Source organism: Halomonas sp. A11-A (genome assembly GCF_003182195.1).
Classification (GTDB): Bacteria; Pseudomonadota; Gammaproteobacteria; order Pseudomonadales; family Halomonadaceae; genus Halomonas; species Halomonas alkalicola.
Map to the genome: position 1 here is coordinate 1 of NZ_QGTM01000023.1, position 16,109 is coordinate 16,109.

Annotated in this window: 15 protein-coding genes; 3 read left to right on the forward strand and 12 right to left on the reverse strand. The window is 67.9% G+C overall.

The features are described from left to right. Positions 1 to 61: 61 nt before the first annotated feature. From DER72_RS12895 to DER72_RS12920, 6 genes are all read right to left on the reverse strand, one after another. Positions 62 to 982, reverse strand: a complete 921-nt coding sequence (locus tag DER72_RS12895) for a hydroxymethylglutaryl-CoA lyase (protein ID WP_110070398.1) — start codon at positions 980 to 982, stop codon at positions 62 to 64. Between the two features lie 4 nt (positions 983 to 986). Continuing rightward, complete coding sequence (locus DER72_RS12900) at positions 987 to 3,038, reverse strand: acetyl/propionyl/methylcrotonyl-CoA carboxylase subunit alpha (RefSeq protein ID WP_110070399.1); 2,052 nt, start codon at positions 3,036 to 3,038, stop codon at positions 987 to 989. Next, positions 3,035 to 3,901, reverse strand: a complete 867-nt coding sequence (locus DER72_RS12905) for an enoyl-CoA hydratase/isomerase family protein (RefSeq protein WP_110070400.1) — start codon at positions 3,899 to 3,901, stop codon at positions 3,035 to 3,037. Before DER72_RS12905 ends, DER72_RS12900 begins: the two co-directional genes overlap by 4 nt. 15 nt (positions 3,902 to 3,916) lie before the next feature. Beyond that, positions 3,917 to 5,524: a carboxyl transferase domain-containing protein gene (locus DER72_RS12910; protein WP_110070401.1), complete on the reverse strand. Its 1,608-nt coding sequence runs from the start codon at positions 5,522 to 5,524 to the stop codon at positions 3,917 to 3,919. 142 nt (positions 5,525 to 5,666) lie between these two features. After that, complete coding sequence (locus DER72_RS12915) at positions 5,667 to 6,836, reverse strand: isovaleryl-CoA dehydrogenase (protein ID WP_110070402.1); 1,170 nt, start codon at positions 6,834 to 6,836, stop codon at positions 5,667 to 5,669. Between the two features lie 252 nt (positions 6,837 to 7,088). Beyond that, a complete protein-coding gene (locus DER72_RS12920; RefSeq protein ID WP_110070403.1) occupies positions 7,089 to 8,030 on the reverse strand; it encodes a sodium-dependent bicarbonate transport family permease in 942 nt (313 codons plus the stop codon). 123 nt (positions 8,031 to 8,153) lie between these two features. Here DER72_RS12920 and DER72_RS12925 point away from each other — a divergent pair, with 123 nt between their 5' ends. Beyond that, positions 8,154 to 9,116, forward strand: a complete 963-nt coding sequence (locus DER72_RS12925) for a LysR family transcriptional regulator (RefSeq protein WP_110070404.1) — start codon at positions 8,154 to 8,156, stop codon at positions 9,114 to 9,116. Here the strand turns inward: DER72_RS12925 and DER72_RS12930 are convergent. From DER72_RS12930 to DER72_RS12945, 5 genes are all read right to left on the reverse strand, one after another. Beyond that, positions 9,113 to 9,931 (reverse strand): substrate-binding domain-containing protein, encoded by an 819-nt coding sequence (locus tag DER72_RS12930; protein ID WP_110070405.1) that lies wholly within the window; start codon positions 9,929 to 9,931, stop codon positions 9,113 to 9,115. The genes DER72_RS12925 and DER72_RS12930 overlap by 4 nt on opposite strands. Positions 9,932 to 9,944: 13 nt before the next feature. Beyond that, complete coding sequence (locus tag DER72_RS12935; protein ID WP_258306302.1) at positions 9,945 to 10,703, reverse strand: ATP-binding cassette domain-containing protein; 759 nt, start codon at positions 10,701 to 10,703, stop codon at positions 9,945 to 9,947. Continuing rightward, the gene (locus DER72_RS12940) at positions 10,700 to 11,404 is read right to left on the reverse strand and encodes an ABC transporter permease (protein WP_110070406.1); all 705 of its coding nucleotides are present in this window, start codon (positions 11,402 to 11,404) and stop codon (positions 10,700 to 10,702) included. The genes DER72_RS12935 and DER72_RS12940 overlap by 4 nt, the downstream gene beginning before the upstream one ends. A gap of 268 nt (positions 11,405 to 11,672) precedes the next feature. Next, positions 11,673 to 11,798, reverse strand: a complete 126-nt coding sequence (locus DER72_RS16485) for a hypothetical protein (RefSeq protein ID WP_258306303.1) — start codon at positions 11,796 to 11,798, stop codon at positions 11,673 to 11,675. Beyond that, positions 11,795 to 13,003, reverse strand: coding sequence for an MFS transporter (locus tag DER72_RS12945; protein WP_110070407.1), 1,209 nt, complete (start codon positions 13,001 to 13,003; stop codon positions 11,795 to 11,797). Before DER72_RS12945 ends, DER72_RS16485 begins: the two co-directional genes overlap by 4 nt. A 182-nt stretch (positions 13,004 to 13,185) precedes the next feature. Here DER72_RS12945 and DER72_RS12950 point away from each other — a divergent pair, with 182 nt between their 5' ends. Then, positions 13,186 to 13,368, forward strand: a complete 183-nt coding sequence (locus DER72_RS12950; RefSeq protein ID WP_110070408.1) for a hypothetical protein — start codon at positions 13,186 to 13,188, stop codon at positions 13,366 to 13,368. A gap of 193 nt (positions 13,369 to 13,561) precedes the next feature. Further along, positions 13,562 to 13,834 carry a hypothetical protein gene (locus tag DER72_RS12955; RefSeq protein WP_110070409.1) on the forward strand — a complete coding sequence of 91 codons (273 nt, stop codon included), beginning with the start codon at positions 13,562 to 13,564 and terminating at the stop codon, positions 13,832 to 13,834. A 22-nt stretch (positions 13,835 to 13,856) separates the two neighbouring features. Here DER72_RS12955 and DER72_RS12960 read toward each other — a convergent pair whose 3' ends face one another. Then, complete coding sequence (locus DER72_RS12960) at positions 13,857 to 15,842, reverse strand: sigma-54-dependent Fis family transcriptional regulator (RefSeq protein WP_110070410.1); 1,986 nt, start codon at positions 15,840 to 15,842, stop codon at positions 13,857 to 13,859. Positions 15,843 to 16,109: the final 267 nt, after the last annotated feature.

Consider the following 16,109-nt stretch of genomic DNA (forward strand, 5'->3'; position numbering starts at 1 on the left):
CTACCGGCACCGACTGCATCTCGCTTGTAGTGCCAATTTTGAAAACACGTTTTCAGGTTAATCAGTGGCTTACGCTTCTATCTGTCGAACTCGGGAACGCCACCCCTACCTTGGAGCGGTTGGGCCGACCGATGGCCTGGGTGATCCAGGTGCCGGTGGCGGCCAGGGCGTCGAGGTCGATGCCGGTCTTGATGCCGAGGCCGTTGAGCAGGTAGACCACGTCTTCGCTGGCCACGTTGCCCGAGGCGCCCTTGGCGTAGGGGCAGCCGCCGAGGCCGGCGACGGAGCTGTCCACCACCGCGATGCCTTCCTCCAGCACCGCGTAGAGGTTGGCCAGCGCCTGGCCGTAGGTATCGTGGAAGTGGGCGGCGAGCTGGGCCATGGGCACCTCGCGGCTCACCGCCTCGAGCATGCGCTTGGCCTTGAGCGGGGTGCCGACGCCGATGGTGTCGCCCAGCGAGATCTCGTAGCAGCCCATCTCATAGAGCGCCTTGGACACCTCGGCCACCTTGGCGGGGGCGATCTCGCCCTCGTAGGGGCAGCCCAGCACGGTGGAGACATAGCCGCGCACCCGCACGCCGGCCTCGCGCGCGCGCTCCAGCACCGGCTCGAAGCGGGCCAGGGATTCGGCCACGGAGCAGTTGATGTTCTTCTGGGAGAAGGCCTCGGAGGCGGCGCCGAACACCGCCACCTCCTCGACGCCGCACTCCAGCGCCGCCTCCAGCCCCTTGAGGTTGGGGGTCAGCGCCGCATAGGTCACGCCATCCAGCCGGGCGAGGTTCTGCATCACCTCGCGGTGGTCGGCCATCTGCGGCACCCACTTGGGCGAGACGAAGCTGGCCGCCTCGATGTAGGAGAGGCCGGCCGCGCCCAGGCGGTCGATCAGCTCCAGCTTGGTGGCGGTGCTGATCGGCTCGGGCTCGTTCTGCAGGCCGTCGCGGGGGCCGACCTCGACCAGGCGTACCTGTTTCGGGAATGCCATTGGCTTACTCCTCCGCGGCGAATTCGAGCAGCACGTCGCCCTGGCTCACGGTGTCGCCGGCGGCGAAGTGGAAGCTCTCCACGTGGCCATCGGCGGGGGCGACCATGGTGTGTTCCATCTTCATGGCTTCCATGACCATCAGCGGCATGCCTTTCTCCACCTTCTGGCCCGGCTTCACCAGCAGCGCCACCACGGTGCCGTGCATAGGGGCGGTAAGGGTGGATTCCGCCTCGTGCTGGCCGTGGTCGATGGCGTCGATGCGGCGCCAGAACAGGCGGGTCTCGCCGCTCGGGTCAGCCATCACCACCACGCCGTTCTCGCCCAGGCGCGCCTGCAGGCGGCGGCGGTGGCCGTCGAGGGTCACCGCCACGGCGTCGCCTTCCAGATGCTGCAGGCGCGCGGTGAGGGTCTCGTCGCCGATCACCAGCTGCCAGGGGTCGGCATCGGTCTCCCGGGTGCCTTCCACGATCACCACGCCTTCGGCGTCCGGCGCCTGGGCGCGGGTCAGGTCGTGGCCGGTGGCGCACAGAGCCAGGCGGATGGTGTGCGGGGCATTGATACGGAAGCCGTCGTGGCGATCCCAGGGGGAGTCGCTCTCGCACTCGCGGGAGAGCTGCTTGAGGCCGATCAGCGCCGCGGCGGCGTAGGCCTCGGTGGTGAGCTCGCGCGGGGCGAAGAGGCTCTCCTCGTGCTTCTCGATGAAGCGGGTGTCGAGCTCGCAGCCCTTGAAGGCGGGGTGGGTGGCCAGGCGCTGCAGGAAGGCGCGGTTGGTGACCACGCCCTGCACGTCCAGCGCCGCCAGGGCCCGATTGAGGGTGGCCAGCGCCTGGTCGCGGTCGTCACCGTGGACGATCAGCTTGGCGAGCATCGGGTCGTAGTGCATGGAGACGACGTCGCCGCTCTCCACGCCGCTGTCCAGGCGCACCTTGTCGGCATCCAGGCCGGCGCCTTCCAGGTCCAGGGCGAAGCGGGTCAGGGTGCCGGTGGCGGGCAGGAAGTCCTGCTCCGGGTCCTCGGCGTAGAGGCGCGCCTCGAAGCTGTGGCCGGTGATGGTCAGCTCATCCTGGGCCAGCGGCAGCCGCTCGCCCATGGCCACGCGTAGCTGCCACTCGACCAGGTCCTGGCCGGTGATCATCTCGGTGACCGGGTGCTCCACCTGCAGGCGGGTGTTCATCTCCATAAAGTAGAAAGAGCCATCCGCATCGAGGAGAAATTCGACCGTGCCCGCGCCCACATAGCCGATCTCGCGGGCGGCGCGCACGGCGGCCTCGCCCATCTCGCGGCGCAGTTCGGCGCTCATGCCCGGGGCCGGGGCCTCTTCCAGCACCTTTTGGTGGCGGCGCTGCACGGAGCAGTCGCGCTCAAAGAGGTAGACGCCGTTGCCGTGGCGGTCGCAGAACACCTGGACCTCCACGTGGCGCGGCTGGGTCAGGTACTTCTCGATCAGCATGCGCTGGTCGCCGAAGGCGGCCTGGGACTCGCGGCGGCAGCCGTCGAGAGCGGCCTGGAAGCCGTCACCGGACTCCACCACGCGCATGCCCTTGCCGCCGCCGCCGGCGCTGGCCTTGAGCAGCACCGGGTAGCCGATCTTGTCGGCCTCGCTCTTGAGCAGGGCATCATCCTGGTCGTCGCCGTGGTAGCCCGGCACCAGGGGCACGCCGGCGTGGGACATGCGCGCCTTGGCGGCGGACTTGTCGCCCATGGCGGCGATGGCCGAGGCGGGCGGGCCGACGAAGGTGATGCCGGCCTTCTCCAGGGCCTCCACGAAGGGGCCGTTCTCGGAGAGGAAGCCGTAGCCGGGGTGGATGGCGCCGGCGCCGGTGCGTCGCGCCGCTTCGATCACCGCCTCGATGTTGAGGTAGCTCTCGCGGGCGGCGGCGGGGCCGAGGCGCACGGCCTCGTCGGCCTCGCGCACGTGGCGGGCATTGGCGTCGGCGTCGGAGTAGACGGCCACGGTGCGCAGGCCCATGGCGCGCGCGGTGCGCATCACCCGGCAGGCGATCTCGCCGCGGTTGGCGACCAGCAGGGTATCGAATTTCTTCACTTCAAGGGTCATGAGCGGGGCTCCGCGGCATTGTTTTCTGCGACACGGTTCTTGGCGACACCGTTGTCGCTGTCGTTTGCCCAGGCGGGGCGGCGCTTCTCGAAGAAGCTGGCCAGGCCCTCCTGGCCCTCCTGGCTGACGCGCAGCTTGGCGATCACCCGGCAGGTGTGCTCGCGGGTGGCATCAGAGTCGGGAGCCCGGGCGACCTCGGCCAGCAGTGCCTTGGTGGCGCGCTGGGCCTGGGGCGAGCCGGCCAGCAGGATGTCGAGCATGGCTTCCACGGCGGCGTCGAGCTCGTCGTGGGGGGCGAGGCGATGAACGAGGCCGAGCGCCAGGGCGGTGGTGGCGTCCATCACCTCGGCGGTCAGGGCGTAGCGGCGCATCTGGCGCGGGCCCAGGGCACGCTGCACGTAGGGGCTGATCACCGCGGGCGACAGGCCGATCTTCACTTCGGAGAGGCAGAACTTGGCCTTCTCGGAGGCGACGACGACGTCGCAGCAGGCGGCCAGGCCCACGGCACCGCCGAAGGCGGCTCCCTGCACGCGACAGAGGGTGGGGCAGGGCAGGGTGTCGAGCCCGTGCATCAGGGCGGCGAGCTTGCGCGAGTCGGCCAGGTTGCCGTCGAAGTCGTACTCCACCATGCGCTTCATCCAGCCGAGGTCGGCTCCGGCGGAGAAGCTCTTGCCCTCGGAGCCCAGCACCACCACGCGCACCTCGCCGGAGGTGGCGGCGGCATGCAGTCGCTCCAGGTGGCCATTGAGCTCGGCGATCAGGCTGTCGTCGAAGGCGTTATGGACCTCGGGGCGCTCCAGCGTCAGCCAGGCCACGCCGCGGTCGTCGAGCTCCAGTCGGGAGTAGGTCTGTTGCGTTGCCATGGGTGCCATCCTTCCTTACATCCGGAACACGCCGAACTTGGTCTCTTCGATCTCGGCATTCATGGCCGCGGCGAGCGACAGGCCCAGCACGTCGCGGGTCTGGGCCGGGTCGATCACGCCGTCGTCCCACAGGCGGGCGCTGGCGTAGTAGGGGTGGCCCTGGCGCTCGTACTGTTCGCGGGTGGGCTGCTTGAAGGCCTCTTCCTCCTCCTTGCTCCACTCGCGGCCCTCGCGCTCGATCTGCTCGCGCTTGACCTGGGCCAGTACACCGGCGGCTTGTTCACCCCCCATGACGGAAATTCTGGCATTCGGCCACATAAAGAGCAGGTTGGGCTCAAAGGCGCGGCCGCACATGCCGTAGTTGCCGGCGCCGAAGCTGCCGCCGATCAGCACGGTGAATTTGGGCACCTTGGCGCAGGCCACCGCGGTGACGAGCTTGGCGCCGTGCTTGGCGATACCTTCGTGCTCGTACTTGGAGCCGACCATGAAGCCGGTGATGTTCTGCAGGAACACCAGCGGGATCTTGCGCTGGGCGCACAGCTCGATGAAATGGGCACCTTTCACGGCGGATTCGGAGAACAGCACGCCATTGTTGGCGACGATGCCCACCGGGTAGCCGTGAATATGGGCGAAGCCGGTGACCAGGGTGTCGCCGTAGTAGCGCTTGAACTCGTCGAAGTCGGAGTCGTCGACGATGCGGCCGATCACCTCGCGCACGTCGAACGGCTTCTTGAGGTCGGTGCCGACGATGCCGTAGATCTCGCTGGGGTCCAGCCGCGGGGGCTTGGGCGCCTGCATCTTGAGCTGGCCGCACTTCTGCCAGTTCAGCCGCGACACGCAGGCGCGGGCGAGCTGCAGGGCGTGGGCGTCGTTCTCGGCGTAGTGGTCGGCCACGCCGCTCCTCTTGGCGTGCACGTCGGCGCCGCCCAGGTCCTCGGCGCTGATGGTCTCGCCGGTGGCGGCCTTCACCAGCGGCGGGCCGCCGAGGAAGATGGTGCCCTGCTGCTTGACGATGATCGACTCGTCGGCCATGGCCGGTACGTAGGCGCCGCCGGCGGTGCAGGAGCCCATCACCACGGCGATCTGCGGGATGCCTTCGGCGGAGAGGGTGGCCTGGTTGTAGAAGATGCGCCCGAAATGGTCGCGGTCGGGGAAGACCTCGTCCTGGCGGGGCAGGAAGGCGCCGCCGGAGTCGACCAGGTAGATGCACGGCAGGCGATGCTTGCGGGCGATCTCCTGGGCGCGGATGTGCTTCTTCACCGTCAGCGGGTAGTAGGTGCCGCCCTTGACGGTGGCGTCGTTGGCGACGATCACGCACTCCACGCCACTCACACGGCCGATGCCGGTGACCACGCCGGCGGCGGGTACGTCGCTCTCGTAGACCTCATGGGCGGCCAGCGCCGAGAACTCGAGAAAAGGTGAGCCCTCGTCGATCAGGTGATCGATGCGGTCGCGCACGAACAGCTTGCCGCGGCTCTCGTGGCGGGCGCGGGCCTTTTCGCCGCCGCCCTGGCTGATCGCCGCGGTCAGCTCACGCAGCTTCATCACCTCGTGGCGCATGGCCTTGTCGTTGGCCTGGAAGCCCTCGCTGCGCGGGTTGATCTGAGTATTCAGGATGGCCATCTATCGGCTCCTCAATTCTGAAGGGTAAGAATGTGCGAGCGATACTCAGACAAGGCGAAAATCGGCGAAAGCGCGGAGTTTACTTTAGTAAATGAGCAGCTTGAGCCGATTTTCAACGCCGTATGAGTGAGCGCAGCCATTCTTACTTGGACTCGTTGAACAGCTCGCGGCCGATCAGCATGCGGCGGATCTCGCTGGTGCCGGCGCCGATTTCGTAGAGCTTGGCGTCGCGCAGCAGGCGTCCGGTGGGGTACTCGTTGATGTAGCCGTTGCCGCCGAGCAGTTGGATGGCGTCCAGCGCCACCTGGGTGGCCTTTTCCGCGCAGTAGAGGATCACGCCGGCGGCGTCCTTGCGGGAAGTCTGGCCGCGATCGCAGGCCGCCGCCACCGCGTAGAGGTAGGCGCGGCAGGCATTCAGCGTGGTGACCATGTCGGCGATCTTGCCCTGTACCAGTTGGAACTCGCCGATGGACTGGTTGAACTGCTTGCGCTCGTGAACGTAGGGCACGACGACGTCCATGGCCGCCTGCATGATGCCGATGGGGCCGGCGGCGAGCACGGTGCGCTCGTAGTCCAGGCCGCTCATCAGTACGCGCACACCCTTGCCCTCATCGCCCAGCACGTTCTCGGCCGGCACCTCGCAGTCCTGGAACACCAGCTCGCAGGTGTTGGAGCCGCGCATGCCGAGCTTGTCGAGCTTCTGGGCGGTGGAGAAGCCGGGCATGCCCTTCTCGATGATGAAGGCGGTGATGCCCTTGGAGCCCGCCTCGGGGTCGGTCTTGGCGTAGACCACCAGCACGTCGGCATCGGGGCCATTGGTGATCCACATCTTGTTGCCGTTGAGCACGTAGCGGTCGCCGCGCTTCTCGGCGCGCAGCTTCATGGAGACCACGTCGGAACCGGCGCCCGGCTCGGACATGGCCAGTGCCCCGACGTGCTCGCCGCTGATCAGCTTGGGCAGGTACTTGGCCTTCTGCTCGGCGTTGGCGTTGATCTTGAGCTGGTTGACGCAGAGGTTGGAGTGGGCGCCGTAGGAGAGGCCCACGGAGGCGCTGGCCCGGGAGATCTCCTCCATGGCGATGCAGTGCGCCAGGTAGCCCATGCCGGTGCCGCCGTCCTCTTCCGGCACGGTGATGCCGAGCAGGCCCATGTCGCCGAACTTCTGCCACAGGTCGTTGGGGAACTCGTTCTTCTCGTCGATCTCGGCGGCGCGCGGGGCGATCTCGTCGCGGGCGAAGGCGTTGACCTGGTCGCGCAGCATGTTCAGTTCGTCGTCAAGGCCGAAGTCGAGGGGCTTGAAGGGCGTATGCATGAGCGGGGCTCCGTTCTTGTCGGTGGTCGCGGCGCCCTGGCTTCTCGCTGGAATTCGGGCGGGCACGACGGGTCGTGTCGGGTGGTAAAACCGTGATGGCACAAGACTAGGTCAGGTTGACGTTAACGTAAAGTGCAGCTTTTCACGCCTTAGACGAATGTCGGGCGGCGGCTGTGAAATGACGACCGTTTTGAAACGACAAGGCAGCCCGGTGGGCTGCCTTGTCGTTTTTGGTGGCTCGGCTTGGTTCGCTCAGCCGGCCAGCCACTGGATCAGCTGGTGGTAGAGGGGGATGCCGAGGATCACGTTGAGCGGGAAGGTGAAGCCCAGGGCGGCGAGCATCGCCAGGCCGATGTTGGCCTCGGGAATGGCGGTGCGCATGGCGGCCGGGGCGGCGATATAGGAGGCGCTAGCGGCCAGGGCAGTGAGGATCAAGAGCGAGCCGGTGGGCAGGCCCAGCGCCAGGCCCACGGCCAGGCCGGCCAGCGAGAGCAGCGGCGGGGCGACCAGGGCGAAGGTGAGTAGCCGCCAGTGGAACCAGGGGATGGGGCGCAGGGTATCGGCGGCGGTGAGGCCCATCTGCAGCAGGAAGAGGGCGAGCACGGCGTGGAAGGCGTTGGTGAAGAGCTCGGTGACGTTGGCGCCCTCCTGAGGCCCGTACATGGCGCCGATCACCGCGCCGCCGGCCAGCAGGATCACCCCGCGGTTGGTCAGCGTCTCATGCCAGATGCCCTGCATCGCTTCCCCGGCAGCCTTGCCCGCATGGCGACGATAGAGGGCGATGGCGACCATGATCGCCGGCAGCTCCATCATCACCAGATAGAGGGTGACCTCGGCGCCGATGGGCAGGTGGCGCCCCTCGGCGAAGGCCAGGGCCACGGCGAAGGTGCCGGCGCTGACCGAGCCGTAGTGGGCGGCGATGCTGGCGCTGTCGGCAGGAGAGAGCCGAATCAGCCGGCGCAGTATCGGCATCAGGGCCAGCGGTATCAGCGCCCCCAGGGCGGCCACGGCGACCAGTTCCGGCACGAGCGACCAGCCGAGGTTGCCGTAGAGCGCCATGCCCCCCTTGAGGCCGATGGTCAGCATCAGCAGCAGGCTCAGGGTGTCGTAGGCGGCCTTGGGGATGGTCAGGTCGGACTTCACCACCCCGGCGAGCAGGCCGAGCAGGAAGAACATCACCACGATATCAGGCATCAGGGGACTCTCGGTCAGCGGGTTGAATGACGCCGCGCATTGTCAGAAATTCGTTCTATTGATACCAATAAAGTTCTCGACAATGCACTATAGGTGATTATCTATAGGTGTGCGAGGAAGGCCGTGAACATACGACATCTCACCTTCCGGCTGCTGCAGGTGCATGTGGCGGTGGTCGGGGCCGGTTCCATCAGCGAGGCTGCGCGGCGCCTGCATCTCACCCAGCCCACCGTCTCCCAGCAGCTCAAGCGGCTGGCCGAGGCGGTGGGGGAGCCGCTGCTCGAGAACCGCCAGGGGCGGCTTGTGCCCACCGAGGCGGGCCTGGAGCTCTACCGCGCCAGCCGCGAGGTGCTGGGGCGCTTCGCCGACTTCGACGACTACCTGGCCGCCCTGCGCGGCGGCGAACGGGGGCGCTTCTCCATCGCCCTGGTCAACACCGCCCAGTACGTGCTGCCGCGCCTGCTCGGTCCCTACAGCCGCGCCTTTCCCGAAGTGGACGTCACCGTGCACATCGGCAACCGCCGCCAGATGCTGACCCGCTTCGAGCGCCAGGAGGATGACCTCTACGTGTTCAGCCACCCGCCGTCCCTGGCCCACGCCCTGGCCGGGCGCTTCCTGCGCAACCCCCTGGTGGCGGTGGCGCCCCAGGGACATCCCCTGACGGAGCGCGAGCGTATCGCCATGGGGGAGCTGCTCGAGGAGCGCTTCTTGCTGCGCGAGCCGGGCTCGGCCACCCGCATGCTCTTCGAGAGCTGGCTGCAGGAGCAGGGGCTGACCCTGGGGCCGACCCTGCAGATGGCCAGCAACGAGGCGATCCGGGTCGGCGTGGCCGCCGGCATGGGCCTCGCCGTGCTCTCCGAGCACGTGCTGCCGCCGGAGCATCCCGATATCACCATCCTGCCGGTGACGGGCCTGCCCATTGAGAGCCACTGGCAGTTCATCGTGCGCCGCGACCGGCGCCTCTCCCACGCGGCGCTGGGTTTCCTGCGCTTCGCCGAGGGGCACCTGGGCGAATGCGTGGAGCCGCGCTTCCTGAGCAATGAGCTCGAGGGGTTGCTGGGGCGGTTGACGGAGTCAGGCCCTTAAGGGGAGTTGGCATTGGGGAAGAACAGCTGCTGGCCGTCGACGCTGAAGTCGGCGATCGCCTGCTGGCCCTCGTCGGAGAGCAGCCAGGCGTGCCACTGGGCGGCCAGCTCATGCTTGAGGTGGGGGTGGCGCTCGGCGTCGATCACCACGCTGCCGTACTGGTTGAAGAGGCGCTCGTCGCCCTCGAAGAGCAGGGTCAGGTCCTGGGGGTTGGCGAAGGCCACCCAGGTGGCGCGGTCGCTCATCGCGTAGGCGTCCATGCCGGCGGCGGTGTTGAGGGTCGGGCCCATGCCGCTGCCCAGTTCGCGGTACCAGGGGGCGGCCGGGGTGATCTCGGCGGCCTCCCAGAGGCGTTGCTCGGCGCGGTGAGTGCCGCTGTCGTCGCCACGGGAGGCGAAGGGCGCCTCGGCCTCGGCGATTCGCACCAGGGCATCGGTGACGCTCTCGGCCGCCGCGACCCCGGCGGGGTCGGCGCTGGGGCCGATCAGCACGAAGTCGTTATACATCACATCGGCCCGCTCGGTGCCGTAGCCCTCGTCCACGAAGCGAGTTTCGCCTGCGGTGTCGTGCACCAGCAGGGCGTCCGCATCGCCGCGGCGGGCCAGCTCGAAGGCCTGGCCGGTGCCCACGGCGACGACCCGCACCTCGATGCCGGAGGCCTCGGTGAACCGCGGCAGGAGGGCGTCGAAGAGCCCCGAGTTCTCGGTGGAGGTGGTGGAGGCCAGGGTGATATAGGGGGCCTCCTCCTGGGCGAACAGGGCGGAGGAGAGGCCGAGCAGGCCGATACCGGCGAGTGTCGCTGCGATCTTGTTCATGGCGCTTCCTTTCTCAGTGGCCAGGAGGGTGGGCGTTGGCGGGGATGACCACCAGTTCGCCGCGGATAAAGGCCCGGGCCTCGGGAGAGGCCGGTGCCGTGAAGAATCGCTCGGCGGGGGTGTGCTCCAGCAGTCGCCCGCCGCACAGGAAGAGGACGTCGTCGGCCAGGCGCCGGGCCTGGTGCAGGTCGTGGCTGCTCATCACGATGCGCGTGCCGGCAGCGTGGAACTCCAGGACCGCATCCTCCACCGCCTTGATGGCCGCTGGGTCCAGTGCCGAGGTGGGCTCGTCGAGGAACAGCACCTCGGGGCGCGTCAGCCAGGCGCGGGCCAGGGCGAGGCGCTGCTGCTCGCCGCCAGAGAGTACCCGGGCCGGTCGCTTCTCGAGGGCGGCGAGGCCGAAGCGTTCCAGGGCCTCGCGAGCCAGTAGCCGACGCCGGGACCGGGGGGTGTCGTTGACCGCCAGCGCGTAGGTCAGGTTGGCAAGTGCCGAGCGCTTGAGCATCACCGGCCGCTGGAAGACCATCGCCTGGCGGGGCGTTGGCCCTTCCCACCGTAGCCGTCCCGAGCTGCTGGTCAGCAGGCCATGGGCCAGGCGCATGAGCAGGCTCTTGCCGGCACCGTTGGGCCCCATCACCAGGGTGCGGCGACAGCCGCTGAGGCGAAGGTCGAGCGGCTGCAGCAGCGGCTGGCCGCGGTGGTTGACGGTCACCCCCTCGAAGGCCTGCGGGGTGATGCCGGCGGTGGTGGCGTGACGGAGCATGTCGTTCATCCCAGCCGCCTCCGCGCCGTCTCGCCGACCAGGTAGGCGGCGCCGTTGATCAGGGTCACCAGCACCAGCAGCACCAGGCCGAGCCCCAGGGCCAGGGCCAGGTTGCCCTTGCTGGTCTCCAGCACGATGGCGGTGGTCATCACCCGGGTCACGCCATCGATATTGCCGCCGACGATCATCACCGCCCCCACCTCGGCGCTGGCGCGGCCGAAGCCGGCCAGTACCACGGTGATCAGCCCCAGGCGGGCGTCCCATAGCAGGGTGGGAATGCGCCGCAGCCGCGTCAGCCCCAGGGAGGTCAACTGCTCGGCATACTCGCCGTGGAGCTCCTCGATCTGCTGTCGGGTCAGGGCGGCGATGATCGGCAGGATCAGGATCACCTGGGCGATGACCATGGCGGTGGGGGTGAAGAGCAGGCCGAACTGGCCCAGGGGGCCCGCTCGGGAGAGCAGCAGGTAGACGGTGAGCCCGGCCACCACCGGTGGCAGGCCCATCAGCGCATTCAGCGCCACGATCACGGCGCTGCGTCCGGGAAAGCGCCACAGCGCCAGGGCCGCGCCCAGGGGCAGGGCGAGCAGGGCGGCGATCAGCACCGCGCTGATCGAGACCTGCAGCGAGAGCGCGACGATGCCGAGTAGCACCGGGTCCATGCCCAGGATCAGGGCGAGGGCGGTCTGGAAGGCGTTGGCGTCGGTAGGCATCGCGTTCTCCTGTTGCGTCGCCTGCATCATAGCAGCGCCTTCGCCGCCGCGAACGTTGATCCACGATAGGGGGTCGGCCGACCCCGCCCCGCCAGCCAGTCGACGAGATGGGCGCTGAGCTCGCAGGCGTCGTCATCGGCGCCGTGGATGGCCCCCGACTTGCGCCGACGCATGCGCGTGGCCAGGCCGGAGGATGTGGAGGATGTCGAGACGCTGTTCGCGATCCGCTGCTCGGTCGTAGAGAACCACCCGTAGGATCGGGTCCCGATCAGCAGAGCCGGCTGCCCAGCAGCAGCTGGGCGGCGTCGAGGTGGTGCCAGCCCCACCACACCAGGGCGAGGGCCATGGCGGTCAGCAGGGCGGCGGCGATCGGCAGCAGGAGCGAGCGGCTCATGCCTCGGCCTCCGTGGGAGTGGGGCGGCTGACCGGCCGCTCGCTGATGAACCAGTGCAGGGCGGCGGCCACCACCGAGAGCAGGATGGCGATGTTCCACACCACAGCGTAGTCGCCCTGCAGGTCGTAGAAGAAGCCCCCCAGCCAGACGCCCATGAAGGAGCCGAGCTGGTGGAAGAGGAAGACGATGCCGCCCAGCATGGAGAGGTGCTGGACGCCGAACACCGAGGCGACGATGCCGTTGGTCAGCGGCACGGTGGAGAGCCACAGCAGGCCCATGGCGATGCCGAAGAGGTAGGCACTGCCGGGGCTGAGCGGCGCGACCAGGAAGAGGGTGATGACCACGCCGCGGATCAGGTAGAGCCAGGTGAGCAGGCGCGGCTTGGAGTAGTGTCCCCCGAGCCAGCCGGCGGCGTAGGTGCCGAAGATATTGAACAGGCCGACCAGGGCCAGCACGGTGCTGCCCACCTGCACGGCGATGCCGCTGTCGAACAGGTAGCCGGGCAGGTGCACGCCGATGAACACCACCTGGAAGCCGCACACGAAGAAGCCGAGGCAGAGCAGCCAGAAGCCGCGATGGTTGGCGGCCTCGTTGAGCGCCGCGCCCAGGCTGATGTCGCTGGCGGCCTTGGCCGAGGGGCGGTCACGCAACATGGCACCCAGCGGCAGCATCAGCGCGGCGATGGCACCCATTGCCAGCAGCGCCGCCGACCAGCCGAGCCACCCAATCAGGCCCAGGGTGCCGGGCAGCATGGCGAACTGGCCGAAGGAGCCGGCGGCGCTGACGATGCCCATGGCCATGCTGCGCTTCTCCGGGGCCACCGCTCGGCCCACGGCGCCGAGGATCACCGTGAAGGTGGTGCCTGAGAGTCCCAGGCCGATCAGGAGGCCGGCGGAGAGGGTCATGCCCAACGCCGATTCCGAGAGGCCCATGAACAGCAGGCCCAGGGCATAGAGGGCGCCGCCGACGACCACCACGCGGGCCGCGCCGAAGCGGTCGGCCAGGGCCCCGGCGAAGGGCTGGGAGAGCCCCCACAGCAGGTTCTGCAGGGCGAGGGCGAAGGCGAAGACGCCGCGGCCCCAGCCCAACTCGGTGCTCATGGGCTCGAGGAACAGGCCGAAACCATGACGCAGGCCCATGGCCAGGGTGACGACCAGGCTGCCCAGCACGATAAGCAGCAGGGAATGACGGCGCACGCTCTCCATGGGAGGTCCCGTTCGCAGACTAATGATAGGCCTACTATGCGACGAGCGTCGCCGCTTGACCACTGTCTCCGTCTGGCGACGCGCATGTCGCCGATGCGCCACATGGGTGTTTGCCGCGGGTTTGGATAGAATGAGCGCCGATGAAGCTCCCCTGATCCCCTGATAGAGAACAAGGAGGGCGTATGTCACGGCGCCTGTATTTGCCCCTCATGCTGGTGGCGGCCAGCCTGGTCATGGCCGGCTGCAGCTATACCCCTGCTCGCATCAAGTCCGAACCGCTGATCGTCATCGATGACGACCGGGGCGGCCACTCGCGCGGCGGCAGTTTCTGCCCGCCGGGCCAGGCCAAGAAGGGGCGCTGCTGAAGACGCCGCAACCAGGTTGCACGTTTTTTCCCCGCTCCGGCCTGGCGATTGGGCGGCGGTTGGTACAAGGTTATAGAACACTGTTTGCGTATCGCCGGCCCCTAGAGGCCACCGTCATCCGCGATGATGGGTAGCGACACCGAACCGGGAACGAAGGGAGCCCCTTTTCTCGACTGCCTTGCGAGGTAACCCCATGAGGACTCCCGTGCGCTTGCTGATGCTGGCCATGGTGGCATCTACCCTGACCCTGGCGGGCTGCAGCTATACCCCTGCCCGAGTCGAGACGCGTCCGCTGATCGAGGTGGACGGCTACAGCGGCCATCGCCATTACCGCGGGGATGATCGTCGCTACTATCGCGATCGCCACCGGCGGGTGGAGCGGCACTACTACTATGACGACCGTCGCCACGACCGCCGCGGCAGGGGCTTCTGTCCGCCCGGGCTGAGGATGCAGGGGCGCTGCTGAGTGCCCCGGCGTTCTGGCACCGTCAAGCCGTGGTGCTGAGGTGGGGAGGCACAATGCCCAGTCGTTTCATGCGGCGATAGATAGTGGGGCGCGACAGGCCGAGTTCCCGTGCCACGGCGCTGATGTTCCACTGATGGCGGCACAGTGCCCGATAGAGCAGGTCCTGCTCTAGCGGACGCGGTGCTGGTGCGTTGGTGCCATCCGTGACGGCTGCTGTCGGGCGCCTGGCACCGGGGTGGGCGAGCTGTCCGTGGAGGCACTCTTCCGGCAGGTCGCTCACGACAATTTCTTCACCAGTGCAGGTGGCCAGGGCATAGCGCAGGGCGTTGTGCAGCTCACGGATATTGCCGGGCCATGCGTAGGCGAGCAGGGCGCTCATGGCATCGCCGCGCAGCCTGGCCCGACCGTCGCGTTCGCGATTGAGATCGCTGAAAATCCTGCGAATCAAGTAGCCCTTGTCGGTACGCTCGCGCAGCGGAGGCAGGCGTAGGCTTGCGCCGTTGAGGCGGTAAAAGAGGTCTTCGCGGAAGCGCCCTGCGGCGATCAGCTCGCGCAGGTCGCGGTGGGTAGCGGCGACGACCCGCAGGTCGACCTTGATGGGGCGGTTGGCGCCGATGGGCAGCACCTCCTGCTCGGCCAGCACCCGCAGCAGGCGAGTCTGAAGCTGCAGCGGCATGTCGCCGATCTCATCGAGGAAAAGGGTGCCGCCATCGGCTTGGGCGATCAGTCCCTTCATGCCCTGGCTGCGCGCACCGGTAAAGCTGCCGGCCTCGTGGCCGAAGAGTTCGCTCTCGATCAGCGATTCCGGTACCGCGGCGCAGTTGATGGCCACGAAGGGCCTGTCGTGACGTCGGCTCGACTCATGCAGGGCCCGAGCCATGCGCTCCTTCCCGGTGCCCGTCTCTCCTATCACCAGGATATTGATCGGCTCGTTGCGCAGCCTGACGGCTCGGGTCAGGGTGTCGCGCATGCTGGGGTCATCGTCGGCCAGGGCTTCCAGAGGTGCCAGGCTGTTGTCCCGGGTTGCAGCCTGGGCCTCAGGGGTGCGGCGTGGCGGCTCGATCAGAGTGGCGAAGTGGATCTCCCGGTGGCGGCGTGTATGGAAGGCCTGGACCCGGTCGTCGCTATGGCGGGGGATCGCCAGCACCTCGTCCACCTGGGCATCGAGCAGGTCCTGAATATTCCAGGCCTTGAAGGGACGGGCCTCGCCTCCCTCGGGCAGCGGCAGCTCGTGATGGCGCAGCAGCTTGCGCCCGGCGGTGTTGGCCGCCACCAGGCTGCCGTCTTCCTCGATGGCCAGCAGGTAGCGGCGATTGATCTGCACGAATTCCCGGGAGCGGTCCAGGCAGACGATAGGGTGGTCGCCGTAGCGCTGAAGGAAGTAGGCATCCTCGATCATCTTGGCGGTGTATTTCACCAGCTGCAGGGCGAAGGTCTGGGAGTCCTTGGTGGCCGGTGACTGATAGGCGGAGATATCGAGTACCGCCAGCAGTCGACCATGGGGGTCGAAGATCGGCGCCGCCGTGCAGGTCAGGCGGATATGGTGGGCGCTGAAATGATCGCTGTGGTGGCAGGTCAGCGCCGTGCGCTCGTGGATGCAGGTGCCCACCGCGCAGGTGCCGGCATGGGACTCGCTCCAGTCGGCCCCCAGGTAGAGGCCGGTGCGCTGGTGTTCGCGCTGGTCGGCCTTGGCGCCGAGAAATTGCACGGCTATACCACGGGCATCGGTAAGCAGTACCACGTAGCGCAGTGGTGCCACCTGGCGGTATAGCTGTTCGACCCCGGCGCGGGCCACCTGGAGCAGGTCGTCGGCCTGGCCCTGATGCTCGCGCAGGGTGGCGCCGGGCACGTAACGGGCCGGAGTGGGGCGGGCCGGGTCCAGGCCGTAGCGGTCGATGCAGCGTCGCCAGGAGCGCTCGATGATGGCGTCCTCCCCCTGGGCCCCGGGACGATTCAGGGAGTCGAGGATGGTCTCGACATGCTGGCGTTGGCTCGGGCTGGCGTTCATGACGTGCCTCTGGGGTGCCGTTGTTATCTCTTCAAGGTAAAAGGCGGTCACTCTGGTCGAGATACGACCTTGGTCGATGGTCGTTACACCTGTAATGGGCGGCACCGGGACAGTTGTCACGCCCGTTCGCCCTGGCGTTACGCTTTGAACACCCCTTGAAATTGCTGCTCTTCTTATATTTCTGATTATCTATCAGATGGTTACTTCTCGTCTTGGCCGGGTTGGCACGAAAGCTGCGATGGCATGGGCGTGGTCGCCGATGCGGTG

What these genes read in the sequence shown, in the direction of transcription:
- DER72_RS16485 (WP_258306303.1), bottom strand. Translation starts at nt 11,798, where the DNA reads ATGAGCCGCTCGCTCCTGCTGCCGATCGCCGCCGCCCTGCTGACCGCC.
- DER72_RS12930 (WP_110070405.1), bottom strand. Translation starts at nt 9,931, where the DNA reads ATGAACAAGATCGCAGCGACACTCGCCGGTATCGGCCTGCTCGGCCTC.
- DER72_RS12900 (WP_110070399.1), bottom strand. Translation starts at nt 3,038, where the DNA reads ATGACCCTTGAAGTGAAGAAATTCGATACCCTGCTGGTCGCCAACCGC.
- DER72_RS12940 (WP_110070406.1), bottom strand. Translation starts at nt 11,404, where the DNA reads ATGCCTACCGACGCCAACGCCTTCCAGACCGCCCTCGCCCTGATCCTG.
- DER72_RS12945 (WP_110070407.1), bottom strand. Translation starts at nt 13,003, where the DNA reads ATGGAGAGCGTGCGCCGTCATTCCCTGCTGCTTATCGTGCTGGGCAGC.
- DER72_RS12960 (WP_110070410.1), bottom strand. Translation starts at nt 15,842, where the DNA reads ATGAACGCCAGCCCGAGCCAACGCCAGCATGTCGAGACCATCCTCGAC.
- DER72_RS12895 (WP_110070398.1), bottom strand. Translation starts at nt 982, where the DNA reads ATGGCATTCCCGAAACAGGTACGCCTGGTCGAGGTCGGCCCCCGCGAC.
- DER72_RS12910 (WP_110070401.1), bottom strand. Translation starts at nt 5,524, where the DNA reads ATGGCCATCCTGAATACTCAGATCAACCCGCGCAGCGAGGGCTTCCAG.
- DER72_RS12915 (WP_110070402.1), bottom strand. Translation starts at nt 6,836, where the DNA reads ATGCATACGCCCTTCAAGCCCCTCGACTTCGGCCTTGACGACGAACTG.
- DER72_RS12950 (WP_110070408.1), top strand. Translation starts at nt 13,186, where the DNA reads ATGTCACGGCGCCTGTATTTGCCCCTCATGCTGGTGGCGGCCAGCCTG.
- DER72_RS12935 (WP_258306302.1), bottom strand. Translation starts at nt 10,703, where the DNA reads ATGAACGACATGCTCCGTCACGCCACCACCGCCGGCATCACCCCGCAG.
- DER72_RS12955 (WP_110070409.1), top strand. Translation starts at nt 13,562, where the DNA reads ATGAGGACTCCCGTGCGCTTGCTGATGCTGGCCATGGTGGCATCTACC.
- DER72_RS12905 (WP_110070400.1), bottom strand. Translation starts at nt 3,901, where the DNA reads ATGGCAACGCAACAGACCTACTCCCGACTGGAGCTCGACGACCGCGGC.
- DER72_RS12920 (WP_110070403.1), bottom strand. Translation starts at nt 8,030, where the DNA reads ATGCCTGATATCGTGGTGATGTTCTTCCTGCTCGGCCTGCTCGCCGGG.